Raw genomic sequence first — 21,543 nt, forward strand, 5'->3', positions numbered from 1 at the left:
CATGGCTGCTGACATCGTGCCGGTTCGGCTCGGGCTGACCAAGGGCGACCTCTACACACTGTGGGCTCCGCGCTGGCGGGATGCCGGTGACGAATGGGAGGCCTTCCTCGGCAAGGACGAGGACCTCTACGCGTTCGAGTCGGTGGCCGATCTGGTGGCCTTCGTACGGACCAACACCGACAACGACCTGACCGACCATCCGGCGTGGGAGAAGCTCACCGAGGCGTCGGCACACCGGCTCAAGCCGAGCGAGGACCGCGAGTACGACCTCGTCGGGGTTCCGGAGGCCGCGGCCGAGAAGGTCAGCGAGACCGCCGTCGAGACCCTGCACCGGGCGCTGGCGATCGCCTCGGCCATCGGGTCGGTGTGCGATCTGCCCGCGGTGGCCAAGTTCTTCAACGGCAATCCGATGCTCGGCACGCTGGGCGGCGGCAGCGAAGCGTTCAAGGGCCGCAGCGGCCGCAAGCGCTGGGCCGAGATCGAAGCGGTCATCGGCCGCGGCTGGGACGGCGTGCTGGACGCGATCGACGAGATCGTCACCACCCCCGACGTCGACGTGGCCGCATCCGAGAAGGCCGCCGCGGAGCTCGAGCAGCCGGCGCCCGAGCCCGAGGAGGACGAGGAGGTCGACGCGGCGGCCACCGTCGAGGAGACCGAGGACGCCGGGACGGACAGTGAGGAGTCCGAGGCGGTGGAGTCGCCCGCGGCGGCCGCGGTGCTCGGCGGCGACGAGGACTTCTGGCTCAAGGTCGGCATTGATCCGGTGCGGTTGATGACCCGGTCGGGCACCTTCTACACGCTGCGCTGCTACCTCGAGGACGAGCCGGTGTTCCTCGGCCGCAACGGACGCATCAGCGTGTTCGGCTCCGAGCGCGCGCTGGCCCGCTACCTGGCCGACGAACACGACCACGACCTGTCGGATCTGGCCACCTACGACGACATCCGCACCGCGGCCACCGACGGCTCGCTCGAGGTGGAGGTCACCGACGAGAACGTCTACGTGCTCAGCGGACTGGCCGACGACATCGCCGACGGCCCCGACACCATCGACCGCGACCAGCTGGAGCTGGCGCTGGAACTGCTGCGCGACGTCGGCCGGTACGCCGAGGACAACACGGTCGACAAGACGCTGGACCAGGGCACCGCGCTGGGCGCCTTCGTCACCTACGCACTCGACCAGGACGCCACCGAACGCCCTGAGCCGCCGTATGCCGAGGCGGTGCAGCAGTGGGAGGCGCTGGAGGCGTTCGTCGAATCGCGGTTGCGTCAGGAGTGACCCGGGGGGCGACGGGAATAGGTGACATGTCACCGATTGTTGGGACGGATATCCGCAACCCACGATCGGAGACACGTCATGAAGCAACTGGAGAACAAGACCGCCCTCGTCACCGGGGCCACGTCGGGCATCGGACTGGCCACCGCACAGCGACTGGCCGCCGAGGGCGCTCACGTGTTCCTCACCGGCCGCCGCCAGGAGGCGCTCGACGCCGCCGTCGCATCGATCGGTGACGCCGCCACCGGAATCCGCGGTGACGTGTCCCGTCCGCAAGACCTCGAGGCGGTCGTGGCGGCGATCGCGGCGCGAGGCCGCGGTCTGGATGTCCTCTTCGCCAATGCCGGCGGCGGCGAGTTCGCCGCCCTGCCCGACATCACCCCGGAACACCTGCAGTCGACGTTCGGCACCAACGTCTTCGGCACGGTCTACACGGTGCAGGCGGTGCTGCCGTTGCTTCGCGAGGGAGCCTCGATCGTGTTGACGGGTTCGACCTCCGCTCACAACGGAACGCCGGACTTCAGCGCCTACGCCGCATCGAAAGCGGCCATCCGCTCGTTCGGCAGGACGTGGGCGGCCGAGTTGGCCGGCCGCGGCATCCGGGTCAACACGGTCACACCGGGAGCGACCGAGACGCCAGGGCTCAAGGGGCTGGCTCCGAGCGGTCAGCAACAGGGAATGCTCGACGCGATGGCCGCCGAGATCCCGCTGGGCCGCCTCGGCAGGCCCGAGGAGATCGCCGCGGCCGTGGTGTTCCTGGCGTCGGATCAGAGCAGCTTCGCCACCGGCAGCGAACTGTTCGTCGACGGCGGCGCCGAGCAGATCTGAGTCACGACCGTCGCCGCGGCCGGTCCTCGTCGATGTCCGGCCGCGGCAACGTGCCGTTGCGCAGGATCGACTCGTACGCCGCCTCGAGGATGTCGGCCAGCGCGTGGTCCTGTGCCGGGGTGAGATCGGCGAAGAACAGCGCCTTCACCCGGGCCGCGTGCCCCGGCGCGGCGGCTTCGAACTCACGGCGGCCGTGGTCGGTCAGCACGACATCGGTCGCCCGCCGGTCCCCGTCGGACTCCAACCGCTCCACGAGTCCGCGGCGGCTCATCCGCTGCAGGTGATGCGAGAGGCGGCTGCGTTCCCAGCCGATCGTCGTCGCCAGCACATTGACCTGGGCGCGATCCCGCGGCGCGTTGGTCAGGGCGTTGAGCACCGTGTAATCGGCGAGGGACAGACCGCTGTCGCTCTGCAGCTGCCGGTTCATCTCGTACTCGAGCCGGTGGTAGACCCGCATGTAGGCCAACCATGCGCGGCGCTGGGACGGGTCGAGTCGACGGTCGTCGTCGCTCACCCGAGCAGGACCGCGTACCGCGGCTTGATGACGTCGTCGATGAGCGCGAGCCGCTCGTCGAACGCGATGAACGACGACTTCATCGCGTTGATCGTGAAGCGCGCCAGATCGCTCCAGCCGTAACCGAACGCCTCGACCAGGCGCAACATCTCCTGGCTCATCGTGGTGTCGCTCATCAGCCGGTTGTCGGTGTTGACCGTGACCCGGAAGCGGCTGCGGGCGAGCAGGTCGAAGGGGTGCTCGGCGATGCTGGCGACCGCGCCGGTCTGCACGTTCGAACTCGGGCACAACTCCAGCGGGATTCGCTTGTCGCGCAGGATGCTCGCCAGCCGGCCCAGCTTCACCTGCCCGTCGGGCGCCACCGTGATGTCGTCGACGATGCGCACGCCGTGCCCCAGCCGGTCGGCGCCGCAGAACGCGATGGCCTCGTGGATGGACGGCAGGCCGAACGCCTCGCCGGCGTGAATCGTGAAGCGCGCGTTGTTGCTCCGCATGTACTCGAAGGCGTCGAGGTGGCGGGTGGGCGGGTAGCCGGCCTCGGCGCCCGCGATGTCGAACCCGACGACGCCGCGGTCGCGGAACCGGATGGCCAGTTCGGCGATCTCGCGCGACCGGGCGGCGTGGCGCATCGCGGTGACCAGGCAGCGCACCGTGATCGTGCGGCCCGCGCTGGCGGCGGCCTTCTCCCCGTCGGCAAACCCGGCCAGCACGGCGTCGACCACCTGATCGAGGGTCATCCCGCCTTCGATGTGCAGTTCCGGGGCGAACCGCACCTCGGCGTAGACGACGTTGTCCTCGGCGAGGTCCTCCACGCATTCGAACGCCACCCGGTGCAGTGCGTCGGCGGTCTGCATCACCCCCACGGTGTGGGCGAACGGTTCGAGGTAGCGGACCAGCGATCCGCTGTGGGCGGCGGTGCGGAAGAACGACGCGAGCTCGTCGACGTCATCGGCGGGCAGGTCGTCGTATCCGGTCTGGGCGGCCAGGTCGAGCACCGTCGACGGGCGCAGCCCGCCGTCGAGGTGGTCGTGCAGCAGCGCCTTGGGCGCCTGGCGGATGTTCTCCAACGTCAGCGGTGTCGTCATCGGCACATGCTCCTCACATTCGCTGTTTCGACCCTCTTCAGACCGTCCTGGTGATCCGATCGATGATCAGCGGACGGTGCGGCGGCGCGCTGTCCCCGACGGTCCAGGCGCCGTCGAGTTCGGCGCGGGCAGGACCGATCCGGGCCGGGGTGTCGGTGTAGAGGGTGAACAGCGACTCGCCCGCGCGGACCGGCTCACCGGGACGGCGGTGGATGCGCAGGCCGGCGCCGAACTGCACCTGCTCACCGGGTGCCGAGCGGCCCGCCCCGAGCCGCCACACCGCCAGACCCACCGCCATCGCGTCGATGTCACCCATGGTGCCATCGCGCGGTGCCGTGACGGTGTCGCTGTGGGCACCGATCGGCAACGCGTCGGTGTCCAGCGCGCCGACGTCCCCGCCCTGCGCCGCGACGAGGGCGCGGAAGCAGTCCATCGCGGTGCCGTCGCGCAGCGTCTCGGCGGGGTCCTTCGCGTCGAGTCCCGCGGCGTCGAGCATCTCGGCGGCCAGCGCCACCGTCAGGTCGACGACGTCGGAGGGTCCGCCGCCGGCCAGGACCTCCAGCGATTCGGCGACCTCGACCGCGTTGCCGACGGCCCGGCCGAGCGGCACCGACATATCGGTCAGCAGAGCGCGGGTCACCAGTCCGTGGGCCTCGCCCAACTCGACCATGGTGCGGGCCAGTTCGCGGGCCTGGTCCTGGTCGGGCAGGAACGCCCCCGACCCGACCTTGGTGTCGAGCACCAGCGCCCGTGCGCCTTCCGCGATCTTCTTGCTCATCACCGAACTCGCGATCAACGGCAGCGACTCGGTGGTGGCGGTGACGTCGCGCAGCGCGTAGATCTTGCGGTCCGCCGGGGCCAGCTCTCCCGCGGCGAAGATCGCCGCCCCGATCTCGCTGAGTTGTTGGCGGATCCGCGATTTGGACAGTTCGGCGGAGAAACCGGGGATGGCTTCGAGCTTGTCGAGGGTGCCGCCGGTGTGCCCGAGGCCGCGGCCCGCGGCCTGGGGCACCGCACCGCCGCAGGCCATCACCACCGGCACCAGCGGGATCGTGATCTTGTCACCCACCCCGCCGGTGGAGTGCTTGTCGACCAGTGCGAGCGGGCGGCCATCAGAGCCGGGGCGCCGAAGATCGGTGAAGTCGAACCGCTCCCCCGAGGCCACCATCGCCGCGGTCCAGCGCGCGATCTCCGCGGCGGACATCCCCCGCAGGAAGATCGCCATCAGCAGCGCCGACATCTGCTCGTCGGCCACCTGCCCCCGGGTGTAGGCGTCGATCACCCAGTCGATCGCCGCGTCGGTGAGCACGCCCCCGTCGCGTTTGACCCGGATGACCGTCGGCGCATCGAAGGTGAAGTCCGTCACGGCTTTTCCTCCTCAGGAAGGCGGTTGCGGCGGGCGAGGTCGTCGGGGCCGAAGGCGTCCGGTAGCAGCTTGCGCAGCGGCCGAGGGCCGAGCGGATGGTCGATCAGTAGATCCGGTCCGCCGTGTTCGAGGAGCACCTGACGGCAGCGACCGCACGGCATCAGCACCTCGGCGTCGGGGCCCACACAGGACAGTGCGATCAGCCGTCCGCCGCCGCTGGAATGAAGGGCGCAGACCACAGCGCACTCCGCACAGAGACCCAGGCCATATGAGACATTCTCCACATTGCATCCGGCCACCGTCCGGTGATCGTCGACCAGAGCAGCCGCCCCGACCGGAAACCCCGAGTACGGGGCATAGGCTCGCGCGGAGGCATCAATTGCCTTGCGCCGCAACATCTCCCAGTCGATATCCCGAGACATTCCCGCTCCCTCGCCGCGCCTCTGAATGGATTCCGAAAATCCCGTCACGGGGCCCGACGTGACGGATAGGCAACCCTAACTTCTGCCCTCTGAGCGGGGCATACGGCAACACGCTAGTTCGTTCAGCAGTACAAAGGGGTTTAGAGTCGCCCCGAGGTTTGGGGCAGTGGTTCAGGCCAGCAGAGGTTCTCGTACCCGCCCCAAGCGTCCACCGATGGCGTTGGAGGACCAATGAGTACTGCGACAACAGCGGATACCGACGTTCCGTCGCCGCGATCCAAACCGTCCCGCCGGCGCACCCTCTACCGCGGTGACCCCGGTATGTGGTCGTGGGTGCTGCACCGAATCTCCGGGGCGGCGATCTTCTTCTTCCTGTTCGTGCACGTGGTCGACACCGCGCTGGTGCGGGTCAGCCCCGAGGCCTACAACGCCGTCATCGAGACCTACAAGAGCCCGATCATCGGCCTGATGGAGATCGGCCTGGTCGCCGCGGTGCTCTACCACGCGCTCAACGGCATCCGCGTCATCCTCATCGACTTCTGGTCCAAGGGCGCGCGCTACCAGCGGCAGATGCTGTGGGTGGTGGCGGGCGTGTTCATCACAGTCCTGATCGCGTCGGTAGGCGTGATCGGCATGCACATGGCGGAGCGATTCCTATGAGCTCGAACCCCTACGACCACGTCAGCGACCGGGGCGGGCCCGCGCCCGTGATGCAGCGCAGCCACGACCGGCCGCCGAGCCTGGACAACCCGAGGGCACCCAAGCGCGCGGGCGGCATGCCGAACTTCGAGAAGTACGCATGGCTGTTCATGCGGTTCTCCGGCCTGGTGCTGGTGTTCCTGGCGCTCGGCCACCTGTTCATCATGCTGATGTGGGACCAGGGCGTGTACCGCATCGACTTCAACTACGTCGCCCAGCGGTGGTCCTCGCCGTTCTGGCAGACCTGGGATCTGCTGCTGCTGTGGCTGGCCCAGCTGCACGGCGGCAACGGCCTGCGGGTGATCATTTCCGACTACGCCCGCAAGGACTCGACGCGGTTCTGGCTGAACTCGCTGCTCGCGCTGTCGATGATCTTCATCCTGGTACTCGGCACCTACGTGCTGCTGACGTTCGACGCGAACATCTCTTAAGGACTTGAGCCCACATGTTGATTGAACATCGCTACGACGTCGTCATCGTCGGTGCCGGCGGCGCGGGTATGCGCGCCGCGGTCGAGGCGGGTCCTCGCGCGCGCACCGCGGTGCTGACCAAGCTCTACCCCACCCGCAGCCACACCGGCGCGGCCCAGGGCGGCATGTGCGCCGCGCTGGCCAACGTCGAAGAGGACAACTGGGAGTGGCACACGTTCGACACCGTCAAGGGCGGCGACTACCTCGCCGACCAGGACGCGGTCGAGATCATGTGCAAGGAAGCCATCGACGCGGTGCTCGACCTCGAGAAGATGGGGATGCCGTTCAACCGCACCCCTGAGGGCCGCATCGACCAGCGCCGCTTCGGCGGGCACACCCGCGACCACGGCAAGGCGCCGGTGCGTCGCGCCTGTTACGCAGCCGACCGCACCGGCCACATGATCCTGCAGACGCTGTATCAGAACTGCGTCAAGCACGACGTCGAGTTCTTCAACGAGTTCTACGCGCTGGACATCTCACTGACCGAGACGCCCGGCGGCCCGGTCGCCACCGGCGTCATCGCCTACGAGCTGGCCACCGGCGACATCCACGTCTTCCACGCCAAGGCGATCGTGTTCGCCACCGGCGGTTCGGGCCGGATGTACAAGACCACCTCCAACGCGCACACGCTGACCGGTGACGGGCTGGGGATCATCTTCCGCAAGGGTCTGCCGCTGGAGGACATGGAGTTCCACCAGTTCCACCCGACGGGTCTGGCCGGGCTGGGCATCCTGATCTCCGAGGCCGTGCGCGGCGAGGGCGGGCGGTTGCTCAACGGCGAGGGCGAACGCTTCATGGAGCGGTACGCCCCGACCATCGTCGACCTCGCGCCGCGCGACATCGTCGCCCGGTCGATGGTGCTCGAGGTGCTCGAAGGTCGCGGCGCCGGACCGAACAAGGACTACGTCTACATCGACGTGCGCCACCTCGGCGAGGACGTCCTCGAGGCCAAGCTGCCCGACATCACCGAATTCGCCCGCACCTACCTGGGCGTCGACCCGGTCAAGGAACTGGTGCCCGTCTACCCGACGTGCCACTACGTCATGGGCGGCATCCCGACCACGGTCAACGGTCAGGTGCTGCGGGACAACACCACGATCGTGCCCGGCCTGTACGCCGCGGGCGAGTGCGCGTGCGTGTCGGTGCACGGCGCGAACCGGCTGGGCACCAACTCGCTGCTCGACATCAACGTGTTCGGCCGCCGCGCCGGTATCGCCGCCGCGAACTACGCCAACGGCCACGACTTCGTCGACATGCCCGAGCGGCCCGCCGAGATGGTGGTCGGCTGGGTCGGCGACATCCTCTCCGAGCACGGCAACGAGCGCGTCGCCGACATCCGCGGTGCGCTGCAGCAGTCGATGGACAACAACGCCGCGGTGTTCCGCACCGAGGAGACCCTCAAGCAGGCGTTGACCGACATCCACGCGCTCAAGGAGCGCTACTCGCGAATCACCGTGCAGGACAAGGGTAAGCGCTACAACAGCGACCTGCTCGAGGCCATCGAGCTGGGCTTCCTGCTCGAGCTGGCCGAGGTCACCGTCGTCGGCGCGCTCAACCGCAAGGAGTCCCGCGGCGGCCACGCCCGCGAGGACTACCCCAACCGCGACGACACCAACTACATGCGCCACACCATGGCCTACAAGGAGGGCACCGACCTGCTCTCCGATGTGCGCCTGGACTACAAGCCCGTGGTGCAGACCCGCTACGAGCCGATGGAACGGAAGTACTAGCGATGAGCCGCTTGCGCGAAGAGAAGAGTTTCCAGTGAGCGCACCAGCAATCACCAAGGACGAAGCCACCACTCCCCCCGTGCCCGAGGGGGCGGTGATGGTGACGCTGAAGATCGCCCGGTTCAATCCGGAGGATCCCGACGCCGCCGGCTTCCAGAGCTTCCGGGTGCCGTGTCTGCCCACCGACCGGCTGCTCAACCTGCTGCACTACGTCAAGTGGTACCTCGACGGCACGCTGACGTTCCGCCGGTCCTGCGCGCACGGCGTGTGCGGGTCCGACGCCATGCGGATCAACGGCGTGAACCGGCTGGCGTGCAAGGTGCTGATGCGCGACATGCTGCCCAAGAAGGCGAGCAAGCAGCTCACCATCACCATCGAGCCGATCCGCGGCCTGCCCGTGGAGAAGGACCTCGTGGTCGACATGGAGCCGTTCTTCGACGCCTACCGCGCGGTCAAGCCGTACCTGATGACCAGCGGTAACCAGCCGACCAAGGAACGCATCCAGAGCCAGGTCGACCGCGCCCGCTACGACGACACGACCAAGTGCATCCTGTGCGCGGCGTGCACCACGAGCTGCCCGATCTACTGGACCGAGGGGTCGTACGTGGGTCCGGCCGCGATCGTCAACGCCCACCGGTTCATCTTCGACAGCCGCGACGAGGGCGCCGCCGAACGCCTCGACATCCTCAACGATGCCGACGGGGTGTGGCGCTGCCGTACGACGTTCAACTGCACCGAGGCGTGCCCGCGTGGCATTCAGATCACCCAGGCGATCCAGGAGGTCAAGCGCGCGCTGATGTTCGCGCGCTAGCCCGTCAGGGTCCCGAGGGTGCGGAAGTCCGGCTGACCTCGTCGTCCTCGGCCTGCTCGGGCTGCTGGGGCTGCTCGGGCGGTGGATTCTCACCGGCCCGCGCACCCACCTGCTCGTCGTAGTAGCGGATGAGCACCGCCGCCGCCGCCGCGACCGGGACGGCCAGGAACGCGCCGATGACGCCGAAGGTCGATGCGCCCAGCGTCACCGCCAGCAGGACGATCACCGCGTGCAGCTTCATCGACTTCGCCTGCAGCCACGGCTGCAGCACATTCCCTTCGAGCTGCTGCACCGCGAGGATGATCGCCAGGACGATCAACGCTTCCACCGGACCGTTCGACACCAGCGCGATCAGCACGGCCAGGCCGCCGGCGACGAACGCACCGACGATCGGCACGAACCCGCCGATGAAGGTGATGATCGCGAGGGCGTACGCCAACGGCACGCCCAGGATCACCAAGCCCGCTCCGATGAGCACCGCATCGACGAGACTCACCAGCGCCTGCGTGCGGATGAAACCGCCCAGGGTCGACCAGACGCGCTCGAGGACCTCGGCGACATGCGGGGCGGCGGGGTTCCCGACGGCATGGCGCAACCACGGGATGAAGCGTGGCCCGTCCTTGAGCAGGAAGAAGGTGACGACCACGGCGGTGAAGACGGTGACCAGCGCCGACGTCGCGGCCCCCACGCCGGTGAAGACCCCGGACGCAATCTGGGCGCTACTCGAGTTCAACCGCTCGGTGATGGCGGCCACCGCCGAATTCAGCTGGGCCTCACTGATGTTCAGCGGTGGGCCACCGAGCCAGTCCCGCACCTTGACCACACCCGCGGTCGCCTGCTGTGCCAGCTCGGTGGACTGTTCGACGATCGCCGGCGCCACCGCGGCGACCAGACCGCTCAGGACCCCGACCGCGACCAGCAGCGTCAGCAGGACCGCCGCCGCCGGGGGTATCCCCTTGCCGCGCAGCCAGCGCACCGGTGGCCACAGCACCGTGCACACGATCAGGGCGAGCGCCACCGGTAAGAGGATCACCCACGTCTTGCCCACCACCCAGGCGAGCAACCACAGGGCGGCGGCGACCGCGATGAGTTGCACCGCCACCACCGCGGTCGATCGAAGATGGGCACCGTAGACCATGCCGCGGTTGGGGGCCGTAGTCGTCTGCTCTTGCACTCCCCTTCATTACCCGCCGAAGGACAGCCACGCACGCTTTGCGCGCGCAGTCACAGAATCTGCTCGTCAGATGACGATCACCGGGATGAAGACACCGAACAGCCAGAACCCCCAGCCGTGGAAGCCCGGATCCCAGATCGGGCGCACCGGGTAGCCCCAGTAGTCGATCACCGCGGGCGGATGCCCGCGCCAGTGCAGCGGCGGGGGCGGTCCCCAGCCCCACGGCGGGCGGTCGTCGTTGCGCCACTTGTTGGCACGCCACCACTTGTCCCAATCGCCGGGGCCGCGGTCATGCCCACCGCGGTCGATCCACTCCCGGTCCTTGTCGGGTTTCCAGCCCGGATCGGCGCTCGACGGTGCGATTCCGACGCCCGCTGCCGCGGCGGTGAGGACGCCGGCGGCGACGCCTCCCGCGACGATTCTCCTGATGGTCATGTGCGACTCCTCGTCTACGTGGAACTGACCCAGTCGCCCCGACTCGATATGACCCGCGTATAGATTACCGGCCCGCGGGCGGCGCCGTCACGCCCGCTGTCACACTTCGGCGGGCTGTCTCGTCTGATTGACATGACACACACATCGCGTATCGAACCCGTTGCCCCGCAGCGCGCGTCGCTGCTGACCAAACTGTTCTACCGGGTGGCCAAACGCCGTTTCGGTGAGGTGCCCGAACCGTTCGCGGTCGCCGCGCACCATCCGCGGCTGATGGTCGCCAACGTGGTCCACGAGGGCCTGTTGCAGTCCGGCTCCAAGGCCCTACCCGCCAGTGTCCGCGAGCTCGCCGTGTTCTGGACGGCCCGCACGGTCGGCTGCTCGTGGTGCGTCGACTTCGGGTCGATGCTGCAGCGCCTCGACGGCCTCGACGTGGACCGGCTGAATGACATCGACGACTACGCCACCTCACCGCGCTACAGCGACGACGAACGCGCGGCCATCGCCTACGCCGATGCGATGACCACCGACCCGCACGGCATCACCGACGAGCAGGTCGCCGACCTGCGCCGCCGTTTCGGCGATGCCGGGGTGATCGAGCTGACCTACCAGGTCGGGGTGGAGAACATGCGTGCGCGGATGTACTCGGCGCTCGGCATCACCGAGCAGGGCTTCAGCTCGGATGCGTGCCGGGTGCCGTGGGCCGACGGCGAAGCGGCGACCCGGTGAACTTGTCCGGGTTGGCGATGTCGTACACCGCGACGACCTTTCCGTCGTGCACGGTCAGCGCCGTCACCCGCGGCATCATCGCCGGATATCCGTCGCGGGCCGGGGATCCGGGCGTCCAGCTGCCGAGCTGACCGTTGACCAGCGCCGGCTGCGCTGACTCCAGCCAGCCGGGCCCGTACCGCCGCGCCAGGCCGAACAGAAAGCGCGCCACCTTGTCGGCGCCGCGGATGACCTGCGCGGCCGTCGGCGCCCGCCGGTTCGCGTCCCCGGTGAACGTGGCGTCCGGATGCAGGAGTCGCACAACGGATTCCATGTCACCGGCCGCCAGCGCCGCCATCAACGCACCCGCGATCTCGGTGTGGGTGTCGTCGCTGACCGGCGGCGGCGCCGAGGCGACGGCACGCCGGGCCCGCGACGCGAGCTGGCGAGCGGCAGCCGGACTGATCCCCAGCACGTCGGCGATCTCGGAGAACGGGACGGCGAACCCGTCGTGCAGCACGAAGGCGACCCGCTGATCAGGGGTGAGGCGCTCGAGCACCACCATCGCGGCGAACCGGGCGTCGTCGGCGGCGACCACCGCGGCCAGCGGATCGGTGTCGTCGAAGCCGGTGACCACCGGCTCCGGGAGCCACTGCCCGACGTAGCTCTCGCGCCGATGCGCCGCCGACCGCAACCGGTCGAGGCTGAGCCGGCTCACCACCGTGGTCAGCCAGGCCCGCAGATCGGCGACCTCGACGCGGTCCGCGGTGCCCTGCCACCGCAGCCACGCGTCCTGCACGGCGTCCTCGGCGTCGGCCAGCGTGCCCGTCAACCGGTAGGCCACGGACAGCAGATACGGTCGCAGGCTCTCGAACTCGTCCACCCGCGCGCTCGCGGTCATAGGCCCGAGTCTAGAACCGGTCAGGGGTCGCGGATGATCGGGCAGGTCATACAGTGGCCGCCGCCGCGCCCGCGGCCCAGCTCCGCGCCCACGATCGTGATGACCTCGATCCCCGCTTGCCTCAGCAGCGTGTTGGTTCGGGTGTTGCGGTCGTAGGCCACCACGACGCCGGGCTCGATCGCCACCAGGTTATTGCCGCTGTCCCACTGCTGACGCTCCGATTCGTATGCGCTCCCCCCGGTTTCGACGACGCGCAGCGCACCGATGTCGAGCGCGGCGGCCACCACCTCGATGAACGGCTTGTTCTCCTCGATGACGTCGACACCGATCGCAGTGTCCGACGGACGCAGCGAGAAGGTGTGGATCGCGTCGACGATGTGCGGATAGACGGTGACCACGTCGCGGTCGGCGAACGTGAACACCGTGTCGAGGTGCATCGCCGAGCGCAGTTTCGGCATACCCGCGACGATGATGTGCGCCGCCACGCCGTGCCTGAACAGTTCGGCGGCCACCTGGGTTATCGCCTGACGGGAGGTGCGTTCACTCATCCCGATCAGCACCACACCGCCACCCGGGATGAGCACATCACCGCCTTCGAGGGTGGCTGTCCCCCAATGCTGTTCGGGGTCGCCCCACCACACCCGCGCATTCACGAAGTCGGGATGGAACTGATAGATCGCCTTCATCAGCAGTGTCTCGTCGTGACGGGCCGGCCAGTACAGCGGGTTCAGCGTCAAGCCACCGTAGATCCAGCAGGTGGTGTCCCGGGTGTAGAGGGTGTTGGGCAGCGGCGGCATGAGATATTCGGCGACGCCGAGCGATTCGCGCGCCAAGGCGAGGTAGCCCGACCGCATGTCGGCAGGGAGGTCGGTGGTCGACATGCCCCCGATGAGGAGTTCGGCCAATCGTCGCGGCTCCAGTGAGTCGAGGTATGCCCGGGTGTCCTCGACCAGACCGGGACCCACCTCGTTGGCGACGATCTTGCGGTCCAGCAGCCACTCCCTGGCGTCGGGGAGCGCCATGGTTTCCGTCAGCAGGTTGTGCAGCTCGACCACTTCCACGCCGCGGTCGCGCATCTTGGCGACGAAGTCGAAGTGGTCGCGGCGCGCGTTCTGCACCCACAGCACGTCGTCGAACAGCAGGGCATCGCAATTGGACGGGGTCAGTCGCTCGTGAGCCAGTCCGGGGGCGCAGACCAGCACCTTGCGCAGCTTGCCCACTTCCGAGTGCACACCGTAGGTGGTGGCGAGATCAGTCATCGACGCGCTCCTTCGTCAGACAGTGATCGCTCCCGTCGCCAGCGACACGACACCGGCCACGGCGCCGATGACGATGGCCGCGAACAGCACCGCCTCGGCGACGGTGAACACCCGCACCTTCTTCTCGCGCCGGGCGACGATGTAGAGCGCCGCGCCGGGGGCGTAGAGGATGCAGGACAGCAGGAGGTGCCCGAGGCCTGCGGCGTAGACGAGGAACGCGGTATAGGCCGTGGCCACCGCGGCGAACGCCATGTCGGCGCGTAGGGATCGCCTGTCGTCGTATGTCTCCCGGGTGACGGTGAGCTTCAGCGCGTATCCGGCGGCCAGCAGGTACGGGACGAGCGCGAGCGACGCCGTCAGGTCGAGCATGAAATCCAGGGCGTCGGAGACGAACAACTTGAGGATGATCAGCACCTGGACCAGACCGGTCGCCATGAACAGGGCGGCGACGGGCGCGCCCTTGGCGTTGACCCTGGTCAGGAAGCGCGGCATGTCGCCGGCCCTGGCGGGGATGTAGAGGATCTCGGCGGACATCAGCGTCCACGCCAGGTAGGCGCCCAGTACCGAGAGGACCACGCCGGCCTTGATGAACACCGAACCCCAAGGCCCGACCAGTGATTCGAGGACCGAAGCCATCGACGGCTGCTCGGCCTCGGCCAGCTGCGAACGCGGCAGCGCACCGTAGGAGACCAGCGTCACCAGCGAGAACACGCCCAGCACCCCGAGGAATCCGATGACAGTGGCACGTCCGACGTCGGACCGCTTCTTGGCGTATCGGGAGTAGACGCTGGCGCCCTCGATCCCGAGGAACACAAACACGGTGATCAGCATCGTGCCCTTGGCCTGGTCGAACACCGACGCGAAGGTCCTGTCGCCGCCGCCCCAGAAGTTGCCGGCGAAATACCCGCCGTCGAACAGGACCAGGGCCAGGACGATGAAGACCAGGATCGGCACCACCTTGGCGATGGTGACGATCCGGTTGATGACGGCGGCCTCTTTGACGCCCTGCAGGATCAACAGGTGGAAGGTCCACACCCCGATCGTCGACACGACGACCGCCAGCACCGTGTCGCCGGCCCCGAGTTCGGGGAACAGCTCACTGGCGGTCGCGTTGATCAAGACCCAGTACGACGTATTGCCCGCGCACGCCGAGGCCCAGAAGCCGAACGCCGCGTTGAAGCCGACGTAGTCGCCGAATCCCGCTTTGGCGTAGGCGTAGATGCCGGCGTCGAGGTCGGGTTTGCGCACCGCCAACCGCTGGAACACGAAGGCCAGCATCAACATGCCGGTGCCCGCGATGGTCCACGCGATGACCGCCCCGAGCACCCCGGTCTCGGTCCCGAATCGGCGCGGCAACAGGAACACGCCTGCCCCGATCATCGAGCCGACCACCATCGCGGTCAGCGTCGGCAGGCTGACCTTCTTCTGGTCCTGCCCCAGTGCGGCGTCGGTGGTCGTCATCTCGAGGGACCGGCCACGTCGGTGTGCGGTGCGGGCTGGAAGCCGTCCAACTCCGACGGGCGGTCCGGATTCGCTCCGGATCCCACGTTCGTGATCATGACAGAAAGACCCGTCGACGCAACCGGATCGGGCCGAAGCTGAGCAAACACTTGCCAAGTGCTCAGCCTGCGCTCAGCACCTGGCCAGGAAAGTAGACAGGTCGTGCAGTAGCGTCACCGGGTGCTCACGCAGTCGGACCGGGTTGCGTCGCTCACCGGTCTGCGGGCGGTGGCGGCGCTACTGGTGGTGGGCACCCACGCGGCGTTCGCCACCGGCAGCCTCACCCACGGATTCCTCGGATACATCTACGCGCGCCTCGAGATCGGCGTCGCGTTCTTCTTCGTGCTGTCCGGCTACCTGCTGTTCCGGCCGTGGGTCCGCGCCGCCGCGGCCGGCCTGCCCGCACCGCGCGTCGGCCGCTACGCATGGCGCCGGACCCGGCGCATCATGCCCGCGTACCTGCTCACCGTGTGCACCGTCTACATCGTCTACCTCTTCCTGGCGGACTCGACGCCAGGGCAGACGTGGGCCGGCCTGGTGCGCCACCTCACGCTCACGCAGATCTACACCGATGACTTCCTGCTCACCTATCTGCACCACGGCCTGTCTCAGACGTGGAGCCTGGCGGTCGAGGTGTCGTTCTACGCCGCGCTGCCCTTCCTGGCGTATCTGCTGGTGACGGTGCGGTGCCGCGGCGAGTGGCGACCCGGGCGCGTGCTGGGTGGCTTGGCCGCGCTGGCCGCGGTCAGCCCGCTGTGGCTGATCGTCGTGCAGACGACCGACTGGCTGCCGAACTCCGCCACGATGTGGCTGCCCGCGCATCTGGTGTGGTTCGCCGGCGGGATGGCGCTGGCGGTGCTGCGGTCGATGGACGTCCGGTGCCGCGCCGCGACGGCTCTGCCGCTGGCGGCTTTGCTGTTCCTCGTCGTGTCCACGCCGCTCGCCGGGCAGATCACGATGGGACCGGTACCGGTGTGGGCGCCGCTGCTGAAGAGCCTGCTCTACGCGGCCGTCGCCTCACTCGTGGTCGCGCCGTTGGCGCTCGGCGGCGGCGGACGATACGAGCGGGTGCTGGGCAGCAGGCCGATGACGTGGCTGGGTGAGATCTCCTACGAGCTGTTCCTGGTGCACGTGCTCGTCATCGCCCTGCTGCTGCATGTGCTGGACTGGCCCGTGTTCGGGGGTTCGTTGGCGGGGCTGCTCGCGCTGACCCTGCTGTGCGCCGTTCCGGCGGCGTGGGCGCTCAACCGCATCACGCGGCCCACCAGTGAAACTGCGCCCGCGCGCCGCGTTCCGTCCGGCAGCGAATTTCTCGATTCCCCGAGGTTTCAGCACATCGGCGGGTGAGAATCCAGGGGACACCCAGCGGCTCCAACGCGGAGGTGGCCACCATGGTCCGAGCACTCGTCCCCACGATCGCCGCCTCGATCGTCGTCACGGCCGGTTCGCTGGGACTCGCGCCGCCCGCGGCCGCAGGCGAAGCCGAGTACCTCGACCTGCAGCAGTACTTCACGTTCCTGACCGCCGACCAGCTCCTCCGCGAGGGATATTGGTCGTGCCGGGCCGCCGCCAGCGGTATGGGTTCCTCGGAGATCGTTCCGATGGTGCAGCAGCACCTGAAGTACTCGGGCGCCTCGCTGGCGGTCGCCAACAAGATCGTGTCGACCGCGATCGTGCACCTCGACTGCTGACTACCGCTTCTTGAACACCGTCCGGTGCCACTCCTTCTCGGCCACCCCGGTGATGTCGCTCATCACGTGCTTGATGGTGAGGTACTCCTCGAAGGAGTAGTCGCTCATGTCCTTGCCGAAGCCCGACGCGCCGACCCCGCCGTGCGGCATCTCGCTGATGATCGGAATGTGGTCGTTGATCCACACGCATCCGGCGTTGATCTCGCGTGACGCCCGCTGGGCGCGGTAGACGTCGCGGGTCCACGCCGAGGCCGCCAGCCCGTAGTCGGTGTCATTGGCCTGGCGCAGCGCATCGTCGTCGTCGGTGAAGGAGCGGACGGTGAGCACCGGGCCGAAGATCTCCTGGCGGTACACCTCGGACTGCTCGGACACGTCGGCGATCAGCGTCGGCCGGTAGAACGAGCCGGGCAGGTCGGGGGCCGTTCCGCCGGTGACGATGCGTCCGCCCTCGTCGGGCGCCCGCGACACCATGGCCGCCACCTTGTCGCGGTGGGCCATCGAGATCAGCGGGCCGAGGTCGGTGTCGGGGTCCTGCGGATCGCCGACGACGATCTTGCCCATCACCTCGCCGACACCGGCGACGAAGTCGTCGTAGAGGCTGCGCGCGACGATGGCCCGGGTCGCGGCCGTGCAGTCCTGCCCCGAGTTGATCAACGCGCCGGCCACCGCACCCTGGATGGCGGCGTCGAGGTCGGCGTCGTCGAACACCACGAACGGCGCCTTGCCGCCGAGCTCGAGCTGCGTCCGGTGGCCGTGCACCGCGGCGGCGGACATGACCTTGCGGCCGACGGCCGTCGACCCGGTGAACGTCACCAGATCCACGCCGGGATGACCGGCCAGCGCGGTGCCCACGTCGGCACCGAACCCGGTGACCACGTTGAGCACCCCCGGCGGCAGCCCGGCCTCTCCGGCCAGGCGCGCCAGCGTCAGCGTGGTCAACGGCGTCAGCTCACACGGTTTGATCACCACGGTGCAGCCGGCGGCCAACGCAGGCAGCACCTTCCACACCGCCATCTGCAGCGGATAGTTCCACGGGGTGATGGTGGCGACGACGCCGATCGCCTCGCGGCGGATGCTCGAGGTGTGGTCGCCCGAGTACTCGGCGGTGGCCTTGCCCTCGAGATGGCGCGCGGCGCCGGCGAAGAAGTCGATGTTGTCGACGCTGCCCGGCACGTCGAACTCACGGGCCAGCCGCACCGGCTTGCCGGTCTGGCTTACCTCTTCGGCGATCAGCACCTCGGCGTGCTCGTCGGCCAGCTTCGCGAGTTTGGCCAGGACCGCCGACCGCTCGGCGGGGGTCGCGGTCGCCCACCCGGGCAGCGCCGCGCGCGCGGCGGCCACCGCCACGTCCACGTCGGCGTTCGCCGCGCGGGCGTATTCGGTGACGACCTCGCCGGTCGCCGGGTTGACGATCTGGAAGGCCCCGCCGCCGGTCGACACCGGTGCACCGTCGATCCAGCTGCTGGCCACTGAGTTGGACGCCAAGGCGTTCGACACAAGCGCTGTCATGGGCCCAACGCTAACCGACCCACCCTTGCCTTGCTACGCATCCCGCATAGTCGCACGGTTGAAACGATTGATTTCATAGATCTGGTTGCCCCATACGACGAATTCCGTGCACAATGCCTCGTATGGCCAACCCAGAGGGCGAGCACGACATCCAGCCGGTGTCGCTGCGCGTGAGCCAGTCGCGTCCGGGCACGTTCTTCCAACTCGACGAGTTGTCCAAGGCGATCATCGAGAAGTTGCAGCAGGACGGACGGCGCTCCTACGCCGGCATCGGCAAGGCCGTCGGCCTGTCGGAGGCCGCGGTGCGCCAGCGCGTTCAGCGCATGGTGGACGCCGGGGTCATGCAGATCGTCGCCGTGACGGATCCGATGCAACTCGGTTTCGCCCGGCAGGCCATGATCGGAATCCGCTGCACCGGGGACACGACGAAGATCGCCGAGAAACTGGCCGCGATCCCGTCTGTCGACTACGTGGTGCTCACCGCGGGCTCCTTCGACGCCATCGCCGAAGTGGTCTGCGAGGACGACGACGACCTTCTGGATCTTCTGAACACGAGGATCCGCGCACTACCGGGAGTGGTATCCACGGAGACGTTGGTTTACCTCAAACTGGTCAAGCAGCAATACAATTGGGGAACACGATGACGCAGTCCTATATCACCGAACCCGTGACGACCGAGCTCGGAGCCAAAGCCAACCGCCACCTGTGGGGCCACTTCGCCCGCCACGGCGAGGGCATCACTCCGCCGATCATCACCCGCGGCGAGGGTGTGCGGATCTGGGATGACAAGGGCCGCAGCTACATCGACGGGCTGTCGGGGCTGTTCGTGGTGCAGGTCGGCCACGGCCGCAGGGAACTCGCCGAGGCGGCCGCCAAACAGGCCGAGACGCTGTCGTTCTTCCCGCTGTGGTCCTACGCGACCCCGCCGGCGATCGAACTGGCCGAGCGCATCGCGAACTACGCCCCCGGCGACCTGAACCGGGTGTTCTTCACCACCGGCGGCGGCGAGGCCGTCGAGAGCGCGTGGAAGTTGGCCAAGCAGTACTTCAAGCTGACCGGCAAACCCGGTAAGCACAAGGTGGTTTCGCGTGCGATCGCCTATCACGGCACGCCGCAGGGTGCGCTGGCGATCACGGGCATCCCGGCGTTCAAGGCGCCGTTCGAACCGCTGACCCCGGGCGGCTTCCGTGCCCCGAACACCAACTTCTACCGCGCGCCCGAACTGTATGCCCACGACGCCAAGGCATTCGGGCAGTACTGCGCCGATCGCATCGCCGAGGCCATCGAATTCGAGGGTCCCGACACGGTCGCGGCGGTGTTCCTCGAGCCCGTCCAGAACGCCGGTGGCTGCTTCCCGCCTCCCCCAGGGTATTTCGAGCGCGTCCGTGAGATCTGCGACGAGTACGACGTGCTGCTGGTCTCCGACGAGGTGATCTGCGCCTACGGCCGCATCGGTTCGATGTTCGCCTGCGACGACTTCGGCTACGTGCCGGACATCATCACCAGCGCCAAGGGCCTGACGTCGGGCTACTCCCCGCTGGGCGCGATGATCGCCAGCGACCGACTGTTCGAACCGTTCAACGACGGCAAGACGACGTTCGGGCACGGCTACACCTTCGGCGGGCATCCGGTGTCCGCGGCGGTGGCACTGGCCAACCTCGACATCTTCGAGCGCGAGGGCCTCAACGACCACGTCAAGGAGAACGCCCCCGCGTTCCGGGCCACGCTGGAGAAGCTGTACGACCTGCCGATCGTCGGCGACGTCCGCGGTGAGGGCTTCTTCTACGGCATCGAACTGGTCAAGGACAAGGCGACCAAGGAGACGTTCGACGACGACGAGTCGGAGCGGCTGCTGCGCGGATTCCTGACGCCCGCGCTCTGGGAGGCGGGGCTGTACTGCCGCGCCGACGACCGGGGCGACCCAGTGGTCCAGCTGGCGCCGCCGCTGGTCAGCGGTCAGGCCGAGTTCGACGCGATCTACGAGATCCTGCACGGCGTTCTCAGCGAGGCGGGCCGCCGGCTCTGACACCGGCGTAGCGTCGGCGGCGTGGCCTCCACGCGCAAACCGTCGATAGATCCAGTCCGCTGGCAGCCGCCGCCCGTCGACGAGCTGCCGCCGCTGCCCGCGCCGCAGCTGACCGTCGTCCCCGTGCCGGGTCACGCACCCGAGGACGTGGTGGTCGACGCCGAGGGCCGGCTCTACACCGGCGTCGACGACGGCCGGATCCTGCGGCTGTCCCCCTCCGGCGGCGAGGCGACGGTCATCGCCAACACCGGCGGCCGTCCGCTCGGCCTCGAGGTCGCCCGCGACGGACGGCTGCTGATCTGCGACAGCCCGCGTGGCCTGCTGGTGCTCGACGCCGGCACCGGCACGCTCGAGCCGCTGGTCGAAACCGTCGACGGCCGGCACCTGCAGTTCTGCTCGAATGTGACCGAAACACCCGACGGCGCACTGTATTTCACCGAGTCGACGAGTGCGTTCACCTACGAACACTTCAAGGGTGCGGTGCTGGAATCGCGGGCGCGGGGCGGCCTGTTCCGCCGCGATCCCGACGGCTCGGTCACCACGCTGGCCGACGGCCTGTACTTCACCAACGGCGTGACCGTCACCGCCGACGGGTCCGCGCTGGTGTTCGCCGAGACGCTCGGGCGGCGGCTGTCGAAGTACCGGCTGACCGGGCCGCGGGCCGGGACCATCACCCCACTGGTGCAGCACCTGCCCGGCCACCCCGACAACATGTCGACGGGCGCGGACGGCCGGATCTGGGTGGCGATGGTGTCGCCGCCGAACGCCGCCGCCGAGTGGTTGGCCCCGCGGCCTCCGGTGCTGCGCAAGCTCATGTGGCTGCTGCCCGACCGGTTCGCCCCGCAGATCGCGCCCGAGGTGTGGGCGGTGGCCTTCGACCCGGACAGCGGCGAGGCGGTCGCCGGGCTGCGGACCACACACCCGGACTTCGGCATGGTGACCGGACTCGTCGAGTCGGACGGGCGGCTGTGGCTGGCGTGCATCGGGGCGTCGGCACTTGCGCACGTCGCGCTCGACGACGTGACCCTGCGCTGAGCGCCGAGACTGCGGTGAGATCGCCGATCCGCCCGAAACCGTGATCTCCCAGCAGTCTCGGCGGAGGCGAGGGCGGAGGCGAGTGCGCGGCGCGAGTCACACCGACCACA

At 68.6% G+C, this 21,543-nt stretch carries 21 protein-coding genes and 1 pseudogene; 12 read left to right on the forward strand and 10 right to left on the reverse strand.

Annotated features, from left to right (window positions below):
• The first annotated feature begins 1 nt into the window (after window position 1).
• Window positions 2–1,276: a protein export chaperone SatS gene (satS, locus tag G6N30_RS14595; RefSeq protein ID WP_134053938.1), complete on the forward strand. Its 1,275-nt coding sequence runs from the start codon at window positions 2–4 to the stop codon at window positions 1,274–1,276.
• A 78-nt stretch (window positions 1,277–1,354) separates the two neighbouring features.
• A complete protein-coding gene (locus G6N30_RS14600) occupies window positions 1,355–2,101 on the forward strand; it encodes an SDR family NAD(P)-dependent oxidoreductase (protein WP_134053940.1) in 747 nt (248 codons plus the stop codon).
• Between the two features lies 1 nt (window position 2,102).
• On the opposite strand, the gene G6N30_RS14605 is transcribed toward G6N30_RS14600, so the two are convergent.
• Genes G6N30_RS14605 through G6N30_RS14620 form a run of 4 tightly spaced genes read right to left on the reverse strand, consistent with a single transcriptional unit; the run spans window position 2,103 to window position 5,488 of the window.
• A complete protein-coding gene (locus G6N30_RS14605) occupies window positions 2,103–2,615 on the reverse strand; it encodes a MarR family winged helix-turn-helix transcriptional regulator (RefSeq protein WP_234880137.1) in 513 nt (170 codons plus the stop codon).
• Window positions 2,612–3,700, reverse strand: a complete 1,089-nt coding sequence (locus tag G6N30_RS14610) for an adenosine deaminase (RefSeq protein ID WP_134053942.1) — start codon at window positions 3,698–3,700, stop codon at window positions 2,612–2,614. Before G6N30_RS14610 ends, G6N30_RS14605 begins: the two co-directional genes overlap by 4 nt.
• A 37-nt stretch (window positions 3,701–3,737) precedes the next feature.
• Window positions 3,738–5,066: a thymidine phosphorylase gene (locus G6N30_RS14615; protein WP_134053944.1), complete on the reverse strand. Its 1,329-nt coding sequence runs from the start codon at window positions 5,064–5,066 to the stop codon at window positions 3,738–3,740.
• Entirely contained in the window at window positions 5,063–5,488 is a 426-nt protein-coding gene (locus tag G6N30_RS14620; protein ID WP_134053946.1) for a cytidine deaminase, read from the reverse strand. Before G6N30_RS14620 ends, G6N30_RS14615 begins: the two co-directional genes overlap by 4 nt.
• Window positions 5,489–5,719: 231 nt before the next feature.
• Between G6N30_RS14620 and sdhC the strand changes: the two genes are divergently transcribed.
• From sdhC to G6N30_RS14640, 4 genes are read left to right on the forward strand one after another with little or no spacing between them, the layout of a single operon-like run.
• Window positions 5,720–6,148: a succinate dehydrogenase, cytochrome b556 subunit gene (sdhC, locus tag G6N30_RS14625; protein ID WP_134053948.1), complete on the forward strand. Its 429-nt coding sequence runs from the start codon at window positions 5,720–5,722 to the stop codon at window positions 6,146–6,148.
• Window positions 6,145–6,618 carry a succinate dehydrogenase hydrophobic membrane anchor subunit gene (locus tag G6N30_RS14630; RefSeq protein ID WP_134053950.1) on the forward strand — a complete coding sequence of 158 codons (474 nt, stop codon included), beginning with the start codon at window positions 6,145–6,147 and terminating at the stop codon, window positions 6,616–6,618. The genes sdhC and G6N30_RS14630 overlap by 4 nt, the downstream gene beginning before the upstream one ends.
• Window positions 6,619–6,632: 14 nt before the next feature.
• On the forward strand, window positions 6,633–8,387 hold the full coding sequence (gene sdhA / locus G6N30_RS14635; RefSeq protein ID WP_134053952.1) for a succinate dehydrogenase flavoprotein subunit: 1,755 nt from the start codon (window positions 6,633–6,635) through the stop codon (window positions 8,385–8,387).
• Window positions 8,388–8,421: 34 nt separating this feature from the next.
• On the forward strand, window positions 8,422–9,198 hold the full coding sequence (locus G6N30_RS14640) for a succinate dehydrogenase iron-sulfur subunit (RefSeq protein ID WP_059094500.1): 777 nt from the start codon (window positions 8,422–8,424) through the stop codon (window positions 9,196–9,198).
• A gap of 4 nt (window positions 9,199–9,202) precedes the next feature.
• On the opposite strand, the gene G6N30_RS14645 is transcribed toward G6N30_RS14640, so the two are convergent.
• Both G6N30_RS14645 and G6N30_RS14650 read right to left on the reverse strand, forming a co-directional pair.
• Window positions 9,203–10,372: an AI-2E family transporter gene (locus G6N30_RS14645; protein ID WP_134053954.1), complete on the reverse strand. Its 1,170-nt coding sequence runs from the start codon at window positions 10,370–10,372 to the stop codon at window positions 9,203–9,205.
• Between the two features lie 66 nt (window positions 10,373–10,438).
• Entirely contained in the window at window positions 10,439–10,807 is a 369-nt protein-coding gene (locus G6N30_RS14650; protein ID WP_134053956.1) for a hypothetical protein, read from the reverse strand.
• A gap of 66 nt (window positions 10,808–10,873) precedes the next feature.
• Between G6N30_RS14650 and G6N30_RS14655 the strand changes: the two are divergent.
• A pseudogene (locus G6N30_RS14655) lies at window positions 10,874–11,533 on the forward strand (carboxymuconolactone decarboxylase family protein); the annotation flags it as partial.
• On the opposite strand, the gene G6N30_RS14660 reads toward G6N30_RS14655, so the two are convergent.
• The 3 genes from G6N30_RS14660 to G6N30_RS14670 are packed head-to-tail and all read right to left on the reverse strand — an operon-like array spanning window position 11,478 to window position 15,133.
• Window positions 11,478–12,413, reverse strand: a complete 936-nt coding sequence (locus tag G6N30_RS14660; protein WP_134053960.1) for a sigma-70 family RNA polymerase sigma factor — start codon at window positions 12,411–12,413, stop codon at window positions 11,478–11,480. The pseudogene G6N30_RS14655 and the gene G6N30_RS14660 overlap by 56 nt on opposite strands.
• A 20-nt stretch (window positions 12,414–12,433) precedes the next feature.
• On the reverse strand, window positions 12,434–13,672 hold the full coding sequence (gene arcA / locus G6N30_RS14665) for an arginine deiminase (protein WP_134053962.1): 1,239 nt from the start codon (window positions 13,670–13,672) through the stop codon (window positions 12,434–12,436).
• A gap of 15 nt (window positions 13,673–13,687) precedes the next feature.
• Window positions 13,688–15,133 carry a basic amino acid/polyamine antiporter gene (locus G6N30_RS14670; protein WP_134053964.1) on the reverse strand — a complete coding sequence of 482 codons (1,446 nt, stop codon included), beginning with the start codon at window positions 15,131–15,133 and terminating at the stop codon, window positions 13,688–13,690.
• A 219-nt stretch (window positions 15,134–15,352) separates the two neighbouring features.
• Between G6N30_RS14670 and G6N30_RS14675 the strand changes: the two genes are divergently transcribed.
• Both G6N30_RS14675 and G6N30_RS14680 read left to right on the forward strand, forming a co-directional pair.
• Window positions 15,353–16,519, forward strand: a complete 1,167-nt coding sequence (locus tag G6N30_RS14675; RefSeq protein WP_134053966.1) for an acyltransferase family protein — start codon at window positions 15,353–15,355, stop codon at window positions 16,517–16,519.
• A 44-nt stretch (window positions 16,520–16,563) separates the two neighbouring features.
• Window positions 16,564–16,863, forward strand: coding sequence for a DUF732 domain-containing protein (locus tag G6N30_RS14680; protein WP_134053968.1), 300 nt, complete (start codon window positions 16,564–16,566; stop codon window positions 16,861–16,863).
• On the opposite strand, the gene G6N30_RS14685 is transcribed toward G6N30_RS14680, so the two are convergent.
• Entirely contained in the window at window positions 16,864–18,372 is a 1,509-nt protein-coding gene (locus G6N30_RS14685) for a gamma-aminobutyraldehyde dehydrogenase (RefSeq protein WP_134053970.1), read from the reverse strand.
• Between the two features lie 122 nt (window positions 18,373–18,494).
• On the opposite strand from G6N30_RS14685, the gene G6N30_RS14690 reads away from it, so the two are divergent.
• Genes G6N30_RS14690 through G6N30_RS14700 form a run of 3 tightly spaced genes read left to right on the forward strand, consistent with a single transcriptional unit; the run spans window position 18,495 to window position 21,433 of the window.
• Window positions 18,495–19,016: an Lrp/AsnC family transcriptional regulator gene (locus tag G6N30_RS14690; RefSeq protein WP_134053973.1), complete on the forward strand. Its 522-nt coding sequence runs from the start codon at window positions 18,495–18,497 to the stop codon at window positions 19,014–19,016.
• The gene (locus G6N30_RS14695; protein ID WP_134053975.1) at window positions 19,013–20,398 is read left to right on the forward strand and encodes an aspartate aminotransferase family protein; all 1,386 of its coding nucleotides are present in this window, start codon (window positions 19,013–19,015) and stop codon (window positions 20,396–20,398) included. The genes G6N30_RS14690 and G6N30_RS14695 overlap by 4 nt, the downstream gene beginning before the upstream one ends.
• Window positions 20,399–20,419: 21 nt before the next feature.
• On the forward strand, window positions 20,420–21,433 hold the full coding sequence (locus tag G6N30_RS14700; protein WP_134053977.1) for an SMP-30/gluconolactonase/LRE family protein: 1,014 nt from the start codon (window positions 20,420–20,422) through the stop codon (window positions 21,431–21,433).
• Window positions 21,434–21,543: the final 110 nt, after the last annotated feature.

The sequence above is a fragment of the Mycolicibacterium litorale genome, assembly GCF_010731695.1.
Classification (GTDB): domain Bacteria; phylum Actinomycetota; class Actinomycetes; order Mycobacteriales; family Mycobacteriaceae; genus Mycobacterium; species Mycobacterium litorale.